Source organism: Streptomyces sp. ICC1, from assembly GCF_003287935.1.
Lineage (GTDB): Bacteria > Actinomycetota > Actinomycetes > Streptomycetales > Streptomycetaceae > Streptomyces > Streptomyces tritrimontium.
Genome location: NZ_CP030287.1, coordinates 6,479,535 through 6,496,030, shown reverse-complemented (window position 1 = coordinate 6,496,030; position 16,496 = coordinate 6,479,535). Strand labels below are relative to the sequence as shown.

The following is a 16,496-nucleotide window of genomic DNA, read 5'->3' as shown; positions in this document are numbered from 1 at the left end:
GGCCCTACTCCGCCGGGAGGACGACCACCTCGGCGGGGGCGAAGCCCACCGCGACCCGGTCCCCGACCGCCGGCGCCCCGGCCAGCCCGCACTCCGCCTCGAGCAGCGGGCCCGCCTCGGGCCGCAGCAGCAGCGCGACGTGCGTGCCCCGAAAGGTCCGGGTGACGACCTCGCAGCCCAGCCCCTCGGGAGACAGCACGACCCCGGCCGGCCGGACCAGTACCTTCCGGTCCCCCTCCGGCGACCCGGCCGCCACCGGGACCTTGCCCCAGGGAGTCGCGGCCACCCCGCCCGACACCACGGCCGCGATCACGTTCTCGAAGCCCAGGAACCGCGCCACGAACTCCGAAGCCGGCCGCTCCCACACCTCCAGCGGAGTCCCCGCCTGCGCGATCCGCCCGTCCCGCATCACGACCACCCGGTCGGCCAGCGCGAACGCCTCACCCTGGTCGTGCGTGACGGCCAGCACGGTGGTCCCCAGACGCGCGAACAGCCCCCGCAGCTCCACGACGAGCCGCTCGCGCAGCCCCCGGTCCAGCTGCCCGAGCGGTTCGTCCAGCATCAGCACCCGCGGTGACGGCGCCAGCGCCCGGGCCAGCGCGACCCGCTGCTGCTCGCCGCCGGAGAGCGAGGCCACCGCCCGGCGCTGCGCCCCGGGAAGCCCGACCAGTTCCAACAGCTCGGCGACCCGGGCCTCGTACGCCTTCTTCGGCGTGTGCCCGGAGCCCCGCATCCGCAGGCCGAAGGCGACGTTCCCGCCCACGTCCCGGTGCGGGAACAGCTGGTGGTCCTGGAACATCAGGCCCACCCCCCGCCGGTGCACGGGCACCCCGGCCTGGTCGGCGCCGCCCAGCACCACCCGCCCGCCCGAGACGGACTGGAGGCCGGCCACGACCCGCAGCAGGGTCGACTTGCCGCTCCCGCTCGGCCCCAGCACGCACACGGTCTCGTGCTCGGCGACCGCGAGGTCCACGGCGTCCACGACCGCGCGCTCACCGAAGCGGACCGACACCCCTTCCAGCTGAAGCAGGGTCATCAGAACTCTCCGGAGGTCTTGTCGGGTCGCAGCCGCTCCAGCAGGAGCAGCGACACCGCGCACGTCAGCATCAGGATCGTGCTCAGGGCCATCGCCTGCCCGTAGTTCATCTCCCCCGCCCGGCCCAGCAGCCGCGCCACCGCGACCGGAAGCGTCGGATGGTCCGGCCGCGCGATGAAGACGGTCGCCCCGAACTCCCCGAGGGACACGGCGAAGGCGAAGCCGGCCGCGATGAGCAGGGCCCGGCGCACCATCGGCAGGTCCACCTCCCGCCAGACCCGCAGCGGCGATGCGCCGAGCACGGCGGCGGCCTCGCGCAGCCGGCCGTCCACCGCGCGCAGCACCGGCAGCATGGTCCGTACGACGAAGGGCACGCCCACCAGCGCCTGCGCCAGGGGCACCAGGATCCACGAGGTCCGCAGGTCGAGCGGAGGCTCGTCGAGGGTGATGAGGAAGCCGAAGCCGACCGTCACGGCCGACACCCCGAGCGGCAGCATCAGCAGCGCGTCGAAGCCCCGTACGAACCGGCCGCCGCGCCTGGTCAGGGCCGCGGCCGCCAGCCCGCCGATCAGCAGCGCGATGGCGGTGGCGGCGAGCGCGTACTGGAGGGAGTTCCAGATCGCCTCGAGCGGCGGCACCAGGAAGGTGCCGCCGCCGGCGCCGACTTCCTGGAGCGCCCGGTAGAAGCCGAACCCGTAGCCGCCGGGGGCGTCGAGGGACCGTTCCACGAGCACGCCGAGCGGGAGCACGATCAGCAGCGCCACCGTCAGCAGCACCCCGCCGAGCAGGGCGCGCTGCGCCCAGCCGCGCGGCCGGTGCGTGGTCCGCCCCGGGTCGACGAGCCGCAGCGCGGTCTCCCGCTTGCGCACGGTCCAGGCGTGCACGGCGAGGATCGCGCCGACTGCGGCGAACTGCACCATCGTCAGCACGGCCGCCGTCGGCAGGTCCAGGAGCTGCGCGGTCTGCCGGTAGACCTCCACCTCCAGGGTGGAGTACGAGGGCCCTCCCAGGATCTGCACGACGCCGAAGGAGGTGAAGGTGAACAGGAACACCATCAGCGAGGCGGCCGCCACGGCCGGGCCGAGCGCGGGCAGCGTCACCCGGCGCCAGGCGGCGAACCGCCCGGCACCGAGCACCCGGGCCGCTTCCTCCTGGCGCGGGTCCAGCTGCGCCCACAAGCCGCCGACCGTGCGGATGACGACGGCGTAGTTGAAGAAGACGTGCGCCAGCAAGATCGCCCACACGGTCGTGTCGAGGCGGATCCCCCACACCTCGTCCAGCAGGCCGTTGCGCCCCACGAGCGCGAGGAACGCGGTGCCGACCACGACGGTCGGCAGCACGAACGGCACCGTGACGAGCGCCCGCAGCAGTTGTTTGCCGGGGAACTCGAAGCGCGCGAAGACGTACGCGCCGGGGAGTGCGATCAGGAGCGTGAGCGCCGTCGAGGCGAGCGCCTGCCAGGTGGTGAACCAGAGCACCTCGCCGATGTCGGGCCGGGCCAGCACCTCGCCGATCCGGCCGAACTGCCAGCCGGTGTCGGTCTTGAGCCCGCGCCCGACGATCGCGGCGACGGGGTACGCGAAGAACAGGCCGAAGAAGAGGAGCGGGACGGCCATCAGGCCGAGCCTGACGGCGGTCGCCCGCCCGCTCTCCTTCTCCGTCTCCTTCTCCTGCGCCGCGTGTGCCACGCGTCCTACTTCACGACGAGCGTCGTCCACGCCTTGACCCACTGGTCGCGGTTCTTCGCGATGGCGTCGGGGGCGACCGTCTCCGGCTTCTCGATCACGACACCGTGCTTGGTGAACAGCTCGGGCAGCGTCGCGTCCTTGGTCACGGGGTTCACGAACATCTGCAGCGGCATGTCCTCCTGGAACTTCTTGGAGATCAGGAAGTCCAGGAGCGCCTTGCCGCCCTCCTCGTTCTTCGCGCCCTTGAGCAGGCCCGCGAACTCGGTCTGGCGGAAGCACGTGCCGGTGGCGACGCCCGTCGGGGCCTCGGCCGGCTGCGGCTCGCCGTAGAGCACCTCGACCGGCGGGCTGGAGGCGTAGGAGACGACCAGCGGGCGGTCGCCCTTGGCCTTCTTGCCGCCCGCCGAGCCGGAGAAGCGCTCGTTGTAGGCCTGCTCCCAACCGTCGACGACCTCGACGCCGTTGGCCTTCAGCTTGCTCCAGTAGTCCTTCCAGCCCTCGTCGCCGTACTTGCCGACGGAGGCGAGGAGGAAGCCGAGACCGGGCGAGGAGGTCGCCGCGTTCTCGGTGACCAGCAGGTTCTTGTACTCCGGCTTGATCAGGTCGTCCAGCGTCTGCGGCGGGGCGATCTTCTTGTCCGCGAAGTAGGCCTTGTCGTAGTTGACGCAGATGTCACCGGAGTCGATCGGGGTGACCCGGTGCTCCTTGTCGAGCACGAACTCGGGCTTCACCCCGGCCAGCCCCTTGGCCTCGTACGGCGTGAAGATGCCGTTGTCGAGGGCGCGCGAGAGCAGCGTGTTGTCGACGCCGAAGAACACGTCGCCGCGCGGGGAGCCCTTGGTCAGGATCTCCTGGTTCAGCGCGGCGCCCGCGTCGCCCGACTTCAGGACCTTGACGGTGTAGCCGCTCTGCTGCTCGAACTCCTTCAGGACCGTGTCGGTCGCTGTGAAGGAGTCGTGCGAGACGAGGGTGACCGTCTTGGACTTCGGGGCGTCGCTCGCGCCCGCGGACTTGTCCTTGGCGTCGCCGCCGCCGCAGGCGCTGAGCGTGGTGACGCCGAGCGCGGCCGCGAGCGCGACGCCCGCCATCTTCTTGGTGGTGCTCATTGGTGCATTCCTCCTGGGATGTCCAGGAGAAGACGCGGCCCTGCCCGGCGCTCTGTGGAGCGGACGCCGGGCAGGGCGCAACAGCTTGAGTGGTGACCGAACTTCCTACCCCGAATGACCGGGGCGAGGTTCAGAGGGTCTGCGGTGACGGATACCGCACTCTCAGCGCTGTGGCGCTCCCCTGTCGGAAATATGAAATTGGTTCGGCCACAGGGTACCCCGTGGCCGAATGCAAACCTCAACTGGCGAAAACTAGCGCTCCGAGGCGGCGAGCTGGCCGCACGCGCCGTCGATCTCCTGGCCACGGGTGTCGCGCACGGTCACCGGCACGCCGTGGCGGGCGATGGCCTCCACGAAGGCCTTCTCGTCCTCGGGCCGCGAGGCGGTCCACTTCGAGCCGGGCGTCGGGTTCAGCGGGATCAGGTTGACGTGCACGCGCTTGCCCTTGAGCAGCCTGCCGAGCAGGTCGCCACGCCAAGCCTGGTCGTTGATGTCGCGGATCAGGGCGTACTCGATGGAGATCCGGCGGCCGGACTTCTCCGCGTACTCCCAGGCCGCGCCCAGCACCTCGCGGACGTTCCAGCGGGTGTTCACGGGGACCAGCGTGTCGCGCAGCTCGTCGTCCGGCGCGTGCAGCGAGACGGCGAGGCGGCACTTGAAGCCCTCGTCGGCGAAGCGCAGCATGGCCGGGACCAGGCCGACGGTGGAGACGGTGATCCCGCGCTGGGACAGGCCCAGGCCGTCGGGCTCCGGGTCGGTGAGGCGGCGGATGGCGCCGACGACGCGGTTGTAGTTGGCGAGCGGCTCGCCCATGCCCATGAAGACGATGTTCGACAGCCGCGCCGGACCGCCGGGGACCTCGCCGTCGCGCAGGGCGCGCATGCCGTCGACGATCTGGTGGACGATCTCGGCGGTGGACAGGTTGCGGTCGAGGCCCGCCTGGCCGGTGGCGCAGAACGGGCAGTTCATGCCGCAGCCGGCCTGCGAGGAGATGCACATGGTGACCCGGTCGGGGTAGCGCATCAGCACGGACTCGACGAGCGTGCCGTCGTGCAGCTTCCACAGGGTCTTGCGGGTGGTGTCGTCGTCACAGGAGATGTGCCGCAGGACGTTCATCAGGTCCGGCAGCAGCTCCTGCTGGAGCTTCTCGCGGGACGCGGCGGGGATGTCGGTCCACTCCGCCGGGTCGTGCGCGTACCGGGCGAAGTAGTGCTGGGAGAGCTGCTTGGCCCGGAACGGCTTCTCGCCGATCGCGGCGACGGCCTCCCGGCGCTCCTCGGGGGTGAGGTCGGCGAGGTGCCGGGGCGGCTTCTTCACTCCACGAGGGGCGACGAAAGTGAGCTCTCCCGGGACAGGGCGGGCCATGGCAGGTACTCCTTGTAAGACGAAAGGCGCGCCGCAGAAGCAGCGCGCCCATCAAGAGTAACCGCCCGGGCCGGACCGGGGCCTTTCGTCGTACGTCGCCCACCCGGGCGGGACACGCCGATGAGAAGCCCCGACCGGGCGCTCCGCCGGGCCGTGTCAGCCGGTGCCGACGAAAGCGGCGAGCAGCAGCCAGACCACCGGGGCCGTCGGGAGCAGCGAGTCCAGCCGGTCCATGATGCCGCCGTGACCCGGCAGCAGCGTGCCCATGTCCTTGATCCCGAGGTCCCTCTTGATCATGGATTCGCCGAGGTCGCCCAGGGTGGCGCTGACCGCGACGGCGAGGCCCAGCACCAGGCCCTGCCACCAGACGCCCCCGTCGATCAGGAACTCCATGCACAGCGCGCCGGCGGCCATCGCGAAGGCCACGGCCCCGAAGAGCCCCTCGCGGGTCTTGCCGGGGCTGATGCGCGGGGCGAGCTTGGTCTTGCCGAAGCGCCAGCCCACCGCGTAGGCCCCCGTGTCGCTGACGACGGTCAGCACCAGGAAGGTGACCACGCGCTGCGGCCCGTCGTCCGCGGTGAGCAGCATCGCGACGAACGTGGCCAGGAAGGGCACGTAGAACGCCGCGAAGACCCCGGCGGTGACGTCCTTGAGGTAGTCCTCGGGCGGCTCGGTCATCCGCCAGACCAGGACCGCCAGGGCCGTCAGGGCCATGGCCACCCAGGCGCCCTCGGCTCCTCGGACGTACCCCGCGATGACCATCGCGGCGCCGCCGATCGCGAGCGGGACCAGCGGGGCCTTGATGCCCTTCTTCTCCTGGAGCCGGGAGGTGAGCTCCCACAGGCCGACGACGACCGCGACGACGACCACGCCGACGAAGACGGCCTTGACGATGAACAGCGAAGCGAAGATCACCGCGCCGAGGCCGACACCGACCCCTATGGCGGCACGCAGATCCCGCCCCGCACGCTTCTTGTGAGGCGGTGGGGAGGAGTCCTGCGGTGCCTGCGAAGGCGGGGTCGGCGGGGGGCTGGGCATGGGCTCCTGCGGCGGCGTCTCGGCGCGGAAGAGGGGGCCGCCGTCAGCGGCGGCCCCCCGATCGCGTGCTTCCCGGTCGTCGAAGTCACGGCCGGCGGCATCGGGCACGATGGGCATGGGCCGAGTGTGCGGGCCCGCCTGCGCATCGTATGCGGGACCCGCCGGAACCGGCTCCGGCTGCCAGGAAGAGTCGTTCATCAGACTTCGAGGAGCTCGGCTTCCTTGTGCTTGAGCAGCTCGTCCACCTGCGCGACGTACTTCGCGGTGGTGTCGTCGAGCTCCTTCTCGGCGCGGCGCACCTCGTCCTCGCCGGCTTCCTTGTCCTTCACTAGCTTGTCGAGGGCGTCCTTCGCCTTGCGGCGGATGGCGCGGATCGACACCTTGGAGTCCTCGGCCTTGGTGCGCGCGACCTTGATGTACTCCTTGCGGCGGTCCTGCGTCAGCTCGGGGAAGGTCACCCGGATGATGCTGCCGTCGTTGCTCGGGTTGACACCGAGGTCCGAGTCGCGGATGGCCGTCTCGATGTTGCGCAGGGCGCTCTTGTCGAACGGGGTCACGATCGCCATGCGCGGCTCGGGCACCGAGAACGAGGCGAGCTGGTTGATGGGCGTGATGGCGCCGTAGTACTCCGCCACGATCTTGTTGAACATCGCCGGGTGCGCACGACCGGTGCGAATCGCGGCGAAGTCTTCCTTGGCGACGACGACGGCCTTTTCCATCTTCTCCTCGGCCTCGAGGAGGATCTCTTCGGTCACCACGTGCTCCTGCATGTCAGAAATGGATGGTTCAGGCGGGCGGGGCCGGTCCGACCCGAAGGGGTGCGGACCGGCAGCGGTGTGCTCGGGCCCGGAGTGCTCAGGCCCGGGTGCCCTGGTCGCTCACGAGCGTGCCGATCTTCTCACCCTTGACGGCGCGGGCGATGTTGCCCTCGGCCAGCAGCTCGAAGACCAGGATCGGCAGCTTGTTGTCGCGGCACAGCGTGATGGCGGTGGCATCGGCGATCTTGAGGTCGCGGGTGAGCACCTCGCTGTATTCCAGCGCGTCGAACTTCACCGCGTCCGGGTTCTTCTTGGGGTCGGAGTCGTAGACCCCGTCGACGCCGTTCTTGCCCATGAGCAGGGCTTCCGCGTCGATCTCCAGGGCGCGCTGGGCGGCCGTGGTGTCGGTGGAGAAGTAGGGCATGCCCATGCCGGCGCCGAAGATGACGACGCGGCCCTTCTCCAGGTGGCGCACGGCGCGCAGCGGGATGTACGGCTCGGCGACCTGGCCCATGGTGATGGCGGTCTGGACGCGGGAGTCGATGCCTTCCTTCTCCAGGAAGTCCTGGAGGGCGAGGCAGTTCATGACGGTGCCGAGCATGCCCATGTAGTCGGACCGGGCCCGGTCCATGCCGCGCTGCTGGAGTTCGGCGCCGCGGAAGAAGTTGCCGCCACCGATCACGATGGCGATCTCCGCGCCGTCGCGGACCACCGCGGCGATCTCGCGCGCGATGGCGTGGACTACGTCGGGGTCGACGCCCAGTCCTCCGCCACCGGAGAAGGCCTCGCCCGACAGCTTCAGCATGAAGCGGCGGCCCTTCTTGTCCTGGTCGCTCTTGTCGTCGGAAGCGGTGTGGCTGTCCACGCCCTGATTCATGGAGATCTCCTCGTGCACATACGAAGAAGGCCATTGCCGGTGGGTCCTTGCGGTTCCCTCTACGGCAATGGCCTCCTCGTCAGATCTGCGGTCGTCCTGCGCGAACGCGGACGACTGCTTCAGACCCTACCGGGGTCCGGTGTCCGTCGCGTACGGACGGACTCAGATGCCGACCTTGATGCGCGAGAAGCGCACCAGGGTGACACCGGCCTCGTCCAGAACCTTCTGGACGGACTTCTTGTTGTCCAGGGCGTAGTCCTGGCCGAGCAGCGTGTTGTCGCGGAAGAAGCCGTTGACACGACCCTCGACGATCTTCGGCAGCGCGGCTTCGGGCTTGCCCTCGGCGCGGGTGACCTCTTCGGCCACGCGGCGCTCGGACTCGACCACGTCGGCCGGGACGTCGTCCTTGGAGAGCCACTTCGGCGCGAACGCGGCGATGTGCTGCGCGACGCCGCGGGCGACCTCGGCGTTCTCCTTGTCCAGCTCGACCAGGACGCCGATCTGGAACGGCAGGTCGGGCATGGTGCGGTGCATGTACGCCGAGACGTAACCGCCGGTGAACTGCGCGAAGCGGTCCAGGACGATCTTCTCGCCGAGGTTGGCGTTGGCCTCGTCCACGAACGCCTGGACGGTCTTGCCGGGCTCGATCTCGGACGCGAGCAGCGCCTCGATGTCGGCCGGGGAGGTCGCGGCGATGTGGGCGGCCAGCTGGTTGGTGACGGCCTGGAACTTCTCGCCCTTGGCGACGAAGTCCGTCTCGCACTTCAGCTCGACGATGACACCGGAGGTGTTGTCGTCGGCGATGATCGAGGCGACGGCACCGTTCTCGGCAGAACGGCCTTCGCGCTTCGCGACGCCCTTCTGACCCTTGATGCGGAGGGCCTCGATGGCCTTGTCGACGTCACCGTCGGACTCGACCAGCGCGTTCTTGCAGTCCATCATGCCGACGCCGGTGAGCTCGCGGAGCTTCTTGACGTCAGCGGCGGTGTAGTTCGCCATGAGTCTGTGATTCTCTCTCGAAGTCGTAGATCTACGGGTGAACGGCGGAGGAGGCGCGCTTGTGGCGCGGCTCCCCCGCCGTCATCGTCCGTGCTGCGAGTGCCCGGCGTGTGAACGCCGGGCGCTCTCAGTGGGTCAGGCCTGCTCGGCGTCGGCGGCCGGAGCCTCGACGACGGCCTCGGCGACAACCTCAACCTCGGCCTCGGCGGCCGGAGCAGCCTCGACCTCAGCCTCGACGGCGGGGGTCTCGACAGCGGCCTCGGCCGGAGCGGCCTCGACAGCCTCGTCCGCGGAGTCCTTCTTCTCACCCTCGAGCAGGTCGCGCTCCCACTCGGCGAGCGGCTCGGCGGCGGCCTTCTCGCCCGGCTTCGAGTCGCCAGTCGCGGCACCGGAACGGGCGATGAGGCCCTCGGCGACGGCGTCGGCGATCACGCGGGTGAGCAGGGTGACGGAGCGGATCGCGTCGTCGTTGCCCGGGATCTTGTAGTCGACCTCGTCGGGGTCGCAGTTGGTGTCGAGGATCGCGACGACCGGGATGTGGAGCTTGCGCGCCTCACCGACGGCGATGTGCTCCTTCTTGGTGTCGACGATCCAGACGGCGCTGGGGACCTTCGACATCTCGCGGATACCACCGAGGGTCTTCTCCAGCTTGATCTTCTCGCGAGAGAGGACCAGGAGCTCCTTCTTGGTGAGACCCGACGCGGCGACGTCGTCGAAGTCGATCGCCTCAAGCTCCTTCAGACGCTGAAGGCGCTTGTAGACGGTGGAGAAGTTGGTGAGCATGCCACCCAGCCAGCGCTGGTTGACGTACGGCATACCAACGCGCGTCGCCTGCTCGGCGATGGCCTCCTGGGCCTGCTTCTTGGTACCGATGAACATGATGGAGCCGCCGTGCGCGACGGTCTCCTTCACGAACTCGTAGGCGCGGTCGATGTACGACAGCGACTGGAGCAGGTCGATGATGTAGATGCCGTTGCGCTCCGTGAAGATGAAGCGCTTCATCTTCGGGTTCCAGCGGCGGGTCTGGTGACCGAAGTGGACGCCGCTTTCCAGCAGCTCCCGCATCGTTACGACGGCCATGGCCATCTCCTTGTTTCTCGGTTTGGTTCCTGACGCCCCTGTTTGCGCCCTGCCCCCGCAGAGGGGACCGAGAGACGCTGACACCCTGCCTGAGCGGCCGGTGCTGGGGCGTGCGAAGTCGACCCGGTGACCCGGATCGCCACAAGAAGTGTACGGGACCCGGCGGTGTGCCGGATGACGCGGTTTTCCACAGGGTTCCGGTTGTCCACAGGCCGCGCGGGCGGCCGCCCCCGAGCGGGACCCTGGGCGCCATGACGGCACTCATGCTCACCCTGCTGCTGGCTCTGACCCTCACCACCGCACCGGCTCCGCCGGGGCCCGCGGACCCCCCACGGCCTCCGGGCTCGCTCTTATACACATCCGACGCTTCCGAGCGTCCACCATCGGTAGATTTCGACTGGCGCCCTACCTCCGGGGCGGGAGCCGGGACGGGCTCCGGGGCCGGAAGCGGCTGCGGCGCGGGCGCCTCCTGTACGGGCACGGGCAAGGGCGCCGGGTGCTCCGCCTCGGGCTGCGGCTGCGGCTCGGGCAGGGGCCTCGGCGCCGGGGGCGCGTGGTGCGGCGCGGGGGCCGGCGGCTGCTCGGCGTGCGGCTTCGGCGGGTGCTGCGGCCGGGGCTCGGGCTTCTCCGGGGCCGGGTGGTCGTCGCACTCCTCCTCGGGGGAGTCGCCGGAGTCCCCGTAACCGCCCTGGTGCGGGGCTTGCCCGTGACCGCGGTCGTCGTGCTCCTCGTACCCGTTGCCGCGGCGGTCCTCGCGGCGCTCCTCGCGCTCGGAGAGGTACTGCTCGAATGCCTCGGCCTGTTCGGGGCTGAGGTAGCGCTCGTAGTCGTGTCCGGCGGCGTGCCCGGTGTCGGATCCGGTGCTGGTGGCGCAGTTGTTGCCCATCGCGGGGTTCAGGCCCGCCCCGGCGTCCACGGTGTTGCCGCACACGTTCGGTGCGAAGGTGACCGGTACCGAGACGCTGTTGCCGGCCAGCACACCCGGTGAATGCGAGGCCTCGGCCATGGCCCCGGGGTGCGCGTAGGCCGCGCCGGTCGCGATCGACAGCAGGCTCGACGCCGCGGCCGCGGTGAGCACCCCCTTGCCCAGTACCTGTCGGCTCAGTACCTGTCGCATGGGTCCTTCCCTGTCTACCGGCACGGCGGCCGGTGCTGAATCGAAGGTGGCCTCGGAGTGCACCGCCGTGCACTCCGAGGCCACCCCGAGGAGGTCTGCCCTTGCGGGCACAGGCGCTTCGTCAGGCGTTGACGCAGGTGTTGCCGAACGAGGGGTTCAGCAGCGCGATCACGTTGACGGTGTTGCCGCAGACGTTGACCGGGATGTGCACCGGGACCTGGAGCACGTTGCCGGACAGGACGCCGGGGGAGCCGACGGCCTTGCCCTCCGCGACCGAGTCGGCCATGGCGGGGGAGGCGGCACCGGCGGCCATCAGAATGCCGGCGGCCAGCACCACTGCCTTCTTGTACGTCATTTGTTTTCGATTCCTTCCCGCAGAGGTCTATCCGCTGCAGAATTAACAACGAGTGGATCAGGGAAAAGAAACCGGGGATTTTTGAGCCCTGTCGGCCAATTCACTCAGATGCTCGTGCGTCCGGAATTCCGGCCGGATTTCGACGGGGCCTTATGCGGGTCCCGACATGCGGCGAGGCCGCCGCGACCCGAAGGTGCGACGGCCTCGCTGGCGCGGTGCGCGGGGTGCTGTCAGCTGCCTGCGGAGGCGTTGCCGGACAGGACCGGGATGTTGCTGAGGATGTGCGAGAGAGCCTCGTCGCCCTTGGCCTGGGTGGAGTTCTCGGTGCACTGCTGGTTCTGCGGGCTGGACAGGACCGGGATGTCCTGGACGCCGACGTTGACCAGGGCCAGGACGGACTGGACGTTGGCCTTGGCGGGCAGCGCGATGCAGGGCTTGTTGAAGGAGCCCTGGATGAGCGCCATCTGCGGGCTCATGTTGCCGTAGGTGGCCTGGTTGCCGTAGATCTGCGAGGCGCCGTTGCCGTTGACGGTGTTGATGCCGTGGTCGTTGCCGATGGCCATGGCCTGCGGGGCCATGGCGGCACCGAGTCCGACGAACGAGGCGGCAACCGCTGCGCCGGCCGCAAACTTCTTGATCATGATGGTCCCTTTTTTGCAGGATTGCCCGGTACTCAAGCACCCGGATCAACGGCCCAACCGCGGTTCGGGTTGCGTGTCTTCACTCGGATGCCGACGTTTCGGGCGGCACGGTTGACGTCAGGCGTTGACGCAGGTGTTGCCGAACGAGGGGTTCAGCAGGGCGATCAGGTTCGCGGTGTTGCCGCAGACGTTCACCGGGACGTCGACGGGGACCTGGAGCAGGTTGCCGCTCAGGACGCCGGGGGACTCGCCCGTGAAGCCGTTCGCCGTCGCGCCGTCGCCGCCGTGCGCGGAGGCGAGGCCCGCGCCGCCCATCAGCATCGCGGCGCTCGCGACGGCCATGGTGGTGCCGCGCACCAGCCTCTTCTTCATCTCCGTTTTTCCTTTCTGTTCGAACAATCTTGCAGACCCATAACGACCCGCGCGGTCCGAGGGTGCGTGGTATCGCCCAAAAGGCCGTACGGGCGAGTCCGGCGTGATTTCCAGCCCGAGTTCTGACAAAGTTCACTCCTGTTTTGTCCCCCTGATCGAAATGAGAGACAGGGTCATGGGTTCCTCCCGCAGAATCGTCGGAACGCTCGGTCTGCTGTCCTGCCTCACGCTTTCGGCGAACGTGCCCATGGCGGGCGCCGCGGCCCCGGTCGGCAAGGAGGCGCCGAGGGTTCCGTTCACCCAGCGTTACCAGGCCGTGCAGCACGGCGGCCTGGTCCGGGCGTCGAACTCGTCGATCGGATGCCGCAAGGAGGAGTCCGCGCAGGCCGAGCCCTGCGCCGCGGTGAACAAGGGTGCCGCGGGGACCAACAGCGACTACGAGATGTTCTACGACGAGGTCGACAAGGACCCCGACACCTACAACTCCACCCGGGCCGAGCTCAAGGTCCCGCAGGGCGCGAAGGTCTCGTACGCCCGGCTGTACTGGGGCGGCAACCTGCGGGTCGGCGAGCAGAAGCCGCCGGAGGACAACGGCCGGGTGCTGGTCGCCGAGCCGGGCGGCGCGTACAAGGAAGTGCTGGCCGACACGGTGATCGGGCACCGCAGCGACAACGCGGGCGATGCCTACCAGGCCTCCGCCGACGTGACGCCGCTGGTCCGCAAGGGCGGCGCCGGTATGTGGACGGTGGCCCAGCTGAACATCGCCATGGGCCACTCGGACATGGGCGCCTGGGGCGGCTGGACGCTGGTCGTGGCCTACGAGCACCCGCAGGAGCCGGTGCGCAGGGTCTCGATCTGGGACGGCTTCGAAGGGCTGGCCGCCGGGGCCGGCGAGGCGGCGGGCGAGACGGTGCGGCTCACCGGTCTGGACGCCGCGCCCGGGGCTTCGGGGCGGGCCGGCGTGGTCGCCTACGACGGCGACCGCGGGACCCTCGGGGACTCACTCACGGTGACCGCGGACAGCGGACGCCGGATCAGTCTCAGTGACGGAGAAAATCCTTTTAATGATGTTATGAATTCCACGATCACGGAATTCGGACGTCCCTCGTTCGTGCGACAGCCCGAACACGTAAACAATCTCGGATATGACGCGGACGTGTTCGATCTGAGTCCCGCCCTGTCCGGTGGCGCCCGTAGCCTGACCTTCGGGTTCACGGGTGAAAGTCAGGGTCATTTCCTCGGTGTGCTCTTCGTTCAGACAGACGCGCGCCGCTGAACGCAGGAGATCACTCCACGTGCCGACGCAGCCTTCCTCCCCCACCCCCTCACCCTCCTCCCCGCCCGGCCGGCCGCCGGCCGTCCTCCACCTCGTCCAGCCCGTCGACGGCGGGGTCGCACGCGTCGTCGTCGACCTCGTCCGGGCCCAGTCCGCCGCCGGTCTGCGGACCGTCGTCGGCTGCCCGCGCGGCGGGCAGCTCGCCGACGCGGCCCGCGCCGCCGGCGCCGAGGTGCTCACCTGGCGCGCCGGACGGGCCCCCGGACCGGGGCTGGCCGCCGAAGTGCTGGGCGCGCGCCGCCTGGTCGACCGGGTCCGGCCCGACATCCTGCACGCCCACAGCGCCAAGGCCGGGCTGGCCGGGCGGCTCGCCGTGCGCGGCGCCGTCCCCACCGTCTTCCAGCCGCACGCCTGGTCGTTCGACGCCGTCGGCGGGGCCACCGCCGCGCTCGCCCTGCGCTGGGAGCGCTTCGGGGCCCGTTGGGCCGACCGGGTGCTCTGCGTCAGCGAGGCCGAACGACGCACCGGCGAGTCCGAGGGGATCGCCGCCCGCTGGGCGGTGATCCGCAACGGCGTCGACCTCGACCACTTCCGCCCCGGCGGCCCGGACCCCGCGCGGGACAAGGCCCGAGCACGCGCCGAACTGCCGCTGCCCGCAGGCTTCGCGGGCGACGGGCCGCTCGCCGTCTGCGTGGGCCGGCTCTGCCAGCAGAAGGGGCAGGACATCCTGCTGCGGGCTTGGCCGGAGCTGCTCGGAGCCGTCCCCGGCGCCCGCCTCGCGCTCGTCGGAGACGGCCCCGACACCGAACGGCTGCGCCGCACGGCCCCGCCCGGAGTGCACTTCGCCGGGCCCGCCTCCGACATCCGACCGTGGCTTCGGGCCGCCGATCTCGTTGTACTGCCGTCGCGGTGGGAAGGCATGGCGCTCGCCCCGCTCGAAGCCATGGCCTGTGGCCGCCCGGTCCTGGTCTCCGACGTCAGCGGTGCCAGGGAGAGCCTGCCGCCCGGCCAGGGACGGCTGTGCCTGGTGGAGCCCGAGGACCCGACGGCGCTGGCCAAGGCCCTGGGACGGCTGCTCGCCGAGCCGCGGCTGCTCGCCGAACTCGGAGAGCAGGCCCAACGGCACGCACGGATGGACTTCGACGTGCGGCGGACCACGGACGCGGTCACCGGTCTGTACCACGAACTGCTGGGCAGGCCACGACCCTTGAACCAGGAGCGCATCAGCCGATGACGATGGACAGCGCACCCGCCCGGCACACCGGGCAGGGCGGTACGGGGCCCGCCGGCGGCAGTACCGGCACCACCGGCACGAGTACGGCCCCCGCCGGTACCGGCACCACCTCCCTCCGCCGCTCCGTGACCGCCATCCACCCGCCCCGCGGGCCCAAGGCCGACCAGGCCCGCCCGGCCGCCCGGCCGCACCGGGTCCGCCGCCGGGACGGGGTTGCCGCGCTGCTGGGCGCCGACGCGCTGGCCGTCGTCGTGACGACCGCCGCCGTGCCCGGACTGGAGCCGGCCCTTTGGGCGGCCGCGCCCCTGGCCCTGCTCCTCGCCGGGCTGCACGCCCAGGCCGGGCTGTACCGGCCGCGGCTCGCCCCCTCCGCGCTCCTCGAACTGCCCGCGCTGGCCGGGCGGGCCGCCGTCCTGTGGTGCGGGGCCGCCGCCGTCACGGCGGCCGTCGCCCCGCACACACCCCTGAGCTGGGGAGTCCTGCTCAGCGCCGTCGTCCTGCAGGTCGCCCTGGCCTGCGCCGGGCGCGGGTTCGTCAACCAGGTCCGCCGCCGCACCCGCGCCCGCCGGCCCGCCTCCGCGCTCGTCGTCGGACCCGGCGCCGGAGCGAGCGCCGTGGCCGCCGCCCTGCACGGGCGCCCCGAGTACGGGCTGCGCCCCGTCGGGCTCGCCGACCCCGCCGTACGGTCCTCCGGAGCGGACGCGGCCGCGGGGGTGCCCGTACTCGCCACCCACGAGGACATCCGGCGGGCCGTCATCCAGAACTCGGTCCGGCACGCGGTCTTCACCCGCCCGCCCGAGGCCGACGAGCGCACCGCCTCCCTGGTCCGGCTCTTCCACGACCACGGGTGCCGGCTCTGGCTCGCCGACCCGGCGGGCACCGCCAAGGTCACCGGCATGCGCGTCGCCGAGCCCGCCGACCAGCTGTGGGGCTACGCCGTCCAGCCGCTGCTGCCGCGCCCGGCCCGCCCGCTGGAGCGGTACGCCAAGCGCGCCATCGACTCCCTGCTCGCCTCGCTCGCCCTGCTCGCCGCGGCGCCCGTGATGGGCGCCTGCGCGCTGGTGGTACGGCTCTCGGACGGGCCGGGGGTGATCTTCCGGCAGGAGCGGGTCGGCCTGTACGGGCGCCCCTTCACCCTGCTGAAGTTCCGCACCCTGCGGGCCGACGCCCACGAGTCCGCCACCCGGTGGACGGTGGCCGGCGACTGCCGGATGAGCCCGGTCGGCTCCTTCCTGCGCAAGTCCTCCCTGGATGAGCTGCCGCAGCTGTGGAACGTCGTACGGGGTGACATGAGCCTGGTCGGTCCGCGCCCCGAACGGCCCTTCTTCGTCGCCAAGTTCAGCAGCGTCCACCCCGGGTACGAGGCCCGCCACCGGATGCCGGTGGGCATCACCGGCCTCGCCCAGATCAACGGCCTGCGCGGGGACACCTCCATCGAGGACCGGGCCCGCTTCGACAACCACTACATCGACACCTGGTCGCTGTGGCAGGACCTGTGGATCCTGGCCCGCACCGCGGCCTCGTTCTTCCGCTTCCGGTTGGGGGGCAGCTGAG

The 16,496-nt window shown here is 70.8% G+C and carries 15 protein-coding genes and 1 riboswitch; of the genes, 3 read left to right on the top strand and 12 right to left on the bottom strand.

Features of this window, described 5'->3' with window-relative positions; genetic code table 11:
* Window positions 1-4 precede the first annotated feature (4 nt).
* The 12 genes from DRB96_RS30475 to DRB96_RS30415 all read right to left on the bottom strand — a co-directional run bounded on the left by DRB96_RS30475 (window position 5) and on the right by DRB96_RS30415 (window position 12,432).
* The gene (locus DRB96_RS30475; RefSeq protein ID WP_204357849.1) at window positions 5-1,036 is read right to left on the bottom strand and encodes an ABC transporter ATP-binding protein; all 1,032 of its coding nucleotides are present in this window, start codon (window positions 1,034-1,036) and stop codon (window positions 5-7) included.
* A complete protein-coding gene (locus DRB96_RS30470; protein ID WP_112453869.1) occupies window positions 1,036-2,652 on the bottom strand; it encodes an iron ABC transporter permease in 1,617 nt (538 codons plus the stop codon). Before DRB96_RS30470 ends, DRB96_RS30475 begins: the two co-directional genes overlap by 1 nt.
* 77 nt (window positions 2,653-2,729) lie before the next feature.
* The gene (locus tag DRB96_RS30465; RefSeq protein WP_112451362.1) at window positions 2,730-3,830 is read right to left on the bottom strand and encodes a thiamine ABC transporter substrate-binding protein; all 1,101 of its coding nucleotides are present in this window, start codon (window positions 3,828-3,830) and stop codon (window positions 2,730-2,732) included.
* Window positions 3,831-3,914: 84 nt separating this feature from the next.
* Window positions 3,915-4,023, bottom strand: a riboswitch (TPP riboswitch).
* 59 nt (window positions 4,024-4,082) lie between these two features.
* Entirely contained in the window at window positions 4,083-5,195 is a 1,113-nt protein-coding gene (gene rlmN / locus DRB96_RS30460; RefSeq protein WP_112451361.1) for a 23S rRNA (adenine(2503)-C(2))-methyltransferase RlmN, read from the bottom strand.
* 156 nt (window positions 5,196-5,351) lie between these two features.
* Window positions 5,352-6,431 carry a phosphatidate cytidylyltransferase gene (locus DRB96_RS30455; RefSeq protein WP_112451360.1) on the bottom strand — a complete coding sequence of 360 codons (1,080 nt, stop codon included), beginning with the start codon at window positions 6,429-6,431 and terminating at the stop codon, window positions 5,352-5,354.
* On the bottom strand, window positions 6,431-6,988 hold the full coding sequence (gene frr / locus DRB96_RS30450; protein ID WP_112453867.1) for a ribosome recycling factor: 558 nt from the start codon (window positions 6,986-6,988) through the stop codon (window positions 6,431-6,433). The genes DRB96_RS30455 and frr overlap by 1 nt, the downstream gene beginning before the upstream one ends.
* A 100-nt stretch (window positions 6,989-7,088) precedes the next feature.
* Window positions 7,089-7,868 carry a UMP kinase gene (pyrH, locus tag DRB96_RS30445; RefSeq protein ID WP_112453865.1) on the bottom strand — a complete coding sequence of 260 codons (780 nt, stop codon included), beginning with the start codon at window positions 7,866-7,868 and terminating at the stop codon, window positions 7,089-7,091.
* 162 nt (window positions 7,869-8,030) lie between these two features.
* On the bottom strand, window positions 8,031-8,867 hold the full coding sequence (tsf, locus tag DRB96_RS30440; protein ID WP_112451359.1) for a translation elongation factor Ts: 837 nt from the start codon (window positions 8,865-8,867) through the stop codon (window positions 8,031-8,033).
* A 135-nt stretch (window positions 8,868-9,002) separates the two neighbouring features.
* On the bottom strand, window positions 9,003-9,947 hold the full coding sequence (gene rpsB, locus DRB96_RS30435) for a 30S ribosomal protein S2 (RefSeq protein WP_112453863.1): 945 nt from the start codon (window positions 9,945-9,947) through the stop codon (window positions 9,003-9,005).
* Between the two features lie 1,238 nt (window positions 9,948-11,185).
* Entirely contained in the window at window positions 11,186-11,419 is a 234-nt protein-coding gene (locus DRB96_RS30425) for a chaplin (RefSeq protein WP_112451358.1), read from the bottom strand.
* A gap of 230 nt (window positions 11,420-11,649) precedes the next feature.
* Window positions 11,650-12,060 (bottom strand): rodlin, encoded by a 411-nt coding sequence (locus DRB96_RS30420; protein WP_112451357.1) that lies wholly within the window; start codon window positions 12,058-12,060, stop codon window positions 11,650-11,652.
* A gap of 117 nt (window positions 12,061-12,177) precedes the next feature.
* Window positions 12,178-12,432, bottom strand: a complete 255-nt coding sequence (locus tag DRB96_RS30415) for a chaplin (protein WP_162688934.1) — start codon at window positions 12,430-12,432, stop codon at window positions 12,178-12,180.
* Between the two features lie 103 nt (window positions 12,433-12,535).
* On the opposite strand from DRB96_RS30415, the gene DRB96_RS30410 reads away from it, so the two are divergent.
* The 3 genes from DRB96_RS30410 to DRB96_RS30400 are packed head-to-tail and all read left to right on the top strand — an operon-like array spanning window position 12,536 to window position 16,495.
* The gene (locus DRB96_RS30410; RefSeq protein ID WP_112451356.1) at window positions 12,536-13,708 is read left to right on the top strand and encodes a DUF3344 domain-containing protein; all 1,173 of its coding nucleotides are present in this window, start codon (window positions 12,536-12,538) and stop codon (window positions 13,706-13,708) included.
* Window positions 13,709-13,727: 19 nt separating this feature from the next.
* Window positions 13,728-14,942, top strand: a complete 1,215-nt coding sequence (locus DRB96_RS30405; protein WP_112451355.1) for a glycosyltransferase — start codon at window positions 13,728-13,730, stop codon at window positions 14,940-14,942.
* A gap of 2 nt (window positions 14,943-14,944) precedes the next feature.
* Complete coding sequence (locus DRB96_RS30400) at window positions 14,945-16,495, top strand: exopolysaccharide biosynthesis polyprenyl glycosylphosphotransferase (protein WP_112451354.1); 1,551 nt, start codon at window positions 14,945-14,947, stop codon at window positions 16,493-16,495.
* Window position 16,496: the final 1 nt, after the last annotated feature.

Bases quoted from the DNA above. Each gene is read 5' to 3' on its own strand.
- DRB96_RS30455 (WP_112451360.1), bottom strand. From the start codon at position 6,431: ATGAACGACTCTTCCTGGCAGCCGGAGCCGGTTCCGGCGGGTCCCGCA.
- pyrH (WP_112453865.1), bottom strand. From the start codon at position 7,868: ATGAATCAGGGCGTGGACAGCCACACCGCTTCCGACGACAAGAGCGAC.
- rpsB (WP_112453863.1), bottom strand. From the start codon at position 9,947: ATGGCCGTCGTAACGATGCGGGAGCTGCTGGAAAGCGGCGTCCACTTC.
- DRB96_RS30470 (WP_112453869.1), bottom strand. From the start codon at position 2,652: ATGGCCGTCCCGCTCCTCTTCTTCGGCCTGTTCTTCGCGTACCCCGTC.
- tsf (WP_112451359.1), bottom strand. From the start codon at position 8,867: ATGGCGAACTACACCGCCGCTGACGTCAAGAAGCTCCGCGAGCTCACC.
- DRB96_RS30475 (WP_204357849.1), bottom strand. From the start codon at position 1,036: ATGACCCTGCTTCAGCTGGAAGGGGTGTCGGTCCGCTTCGGTGAGCGC.
- DRB96_RS30425 (WP_112451358.1), bottom strand. From the start codon at position 11,419: ATGACGTACAAGAAGGCAGTGGTGCTGGCCGCCGGCATTCTGATGGCC.
- DRB96_RS30415 (WP_162688934.1), bottom strand. From the start codon at position 12,432: ATGAAGAAGAGGCTGGTGCGCGGCACCACCATGGCCGTCGCGAGCGCC.
- rlmN (WP_112451361.1), bottom strand. From the start codon at position 5,195: ATGGCCCGCCCTGTCCCGGGAGAGCTCACTTTCGTCGCCCCTCGTGGA.
- DRB96_RS30465 (WP_112451362.1), bottom strand. From the start codon at position 3,830: ATGAGCACCACCAAGAAGATGGCGGGCGTCGCGCTCGCGGCCGCGCTC.
- DRB96_RS30400 (WP_112451354.1), top strand. From the start codon at position 14,945: ATGGACAGCGCACCCGCCCGGCACACCGGGCAGGGCGGTACGGGGCCC.
- DRB96_RS30420 (WP_112451357.1), bottom strand. From the start codon at position 12,060: ATGATCAAGAAGTTTGCGGCCGGCGCAGCGGTTGCCGCCTCGTTCGTC.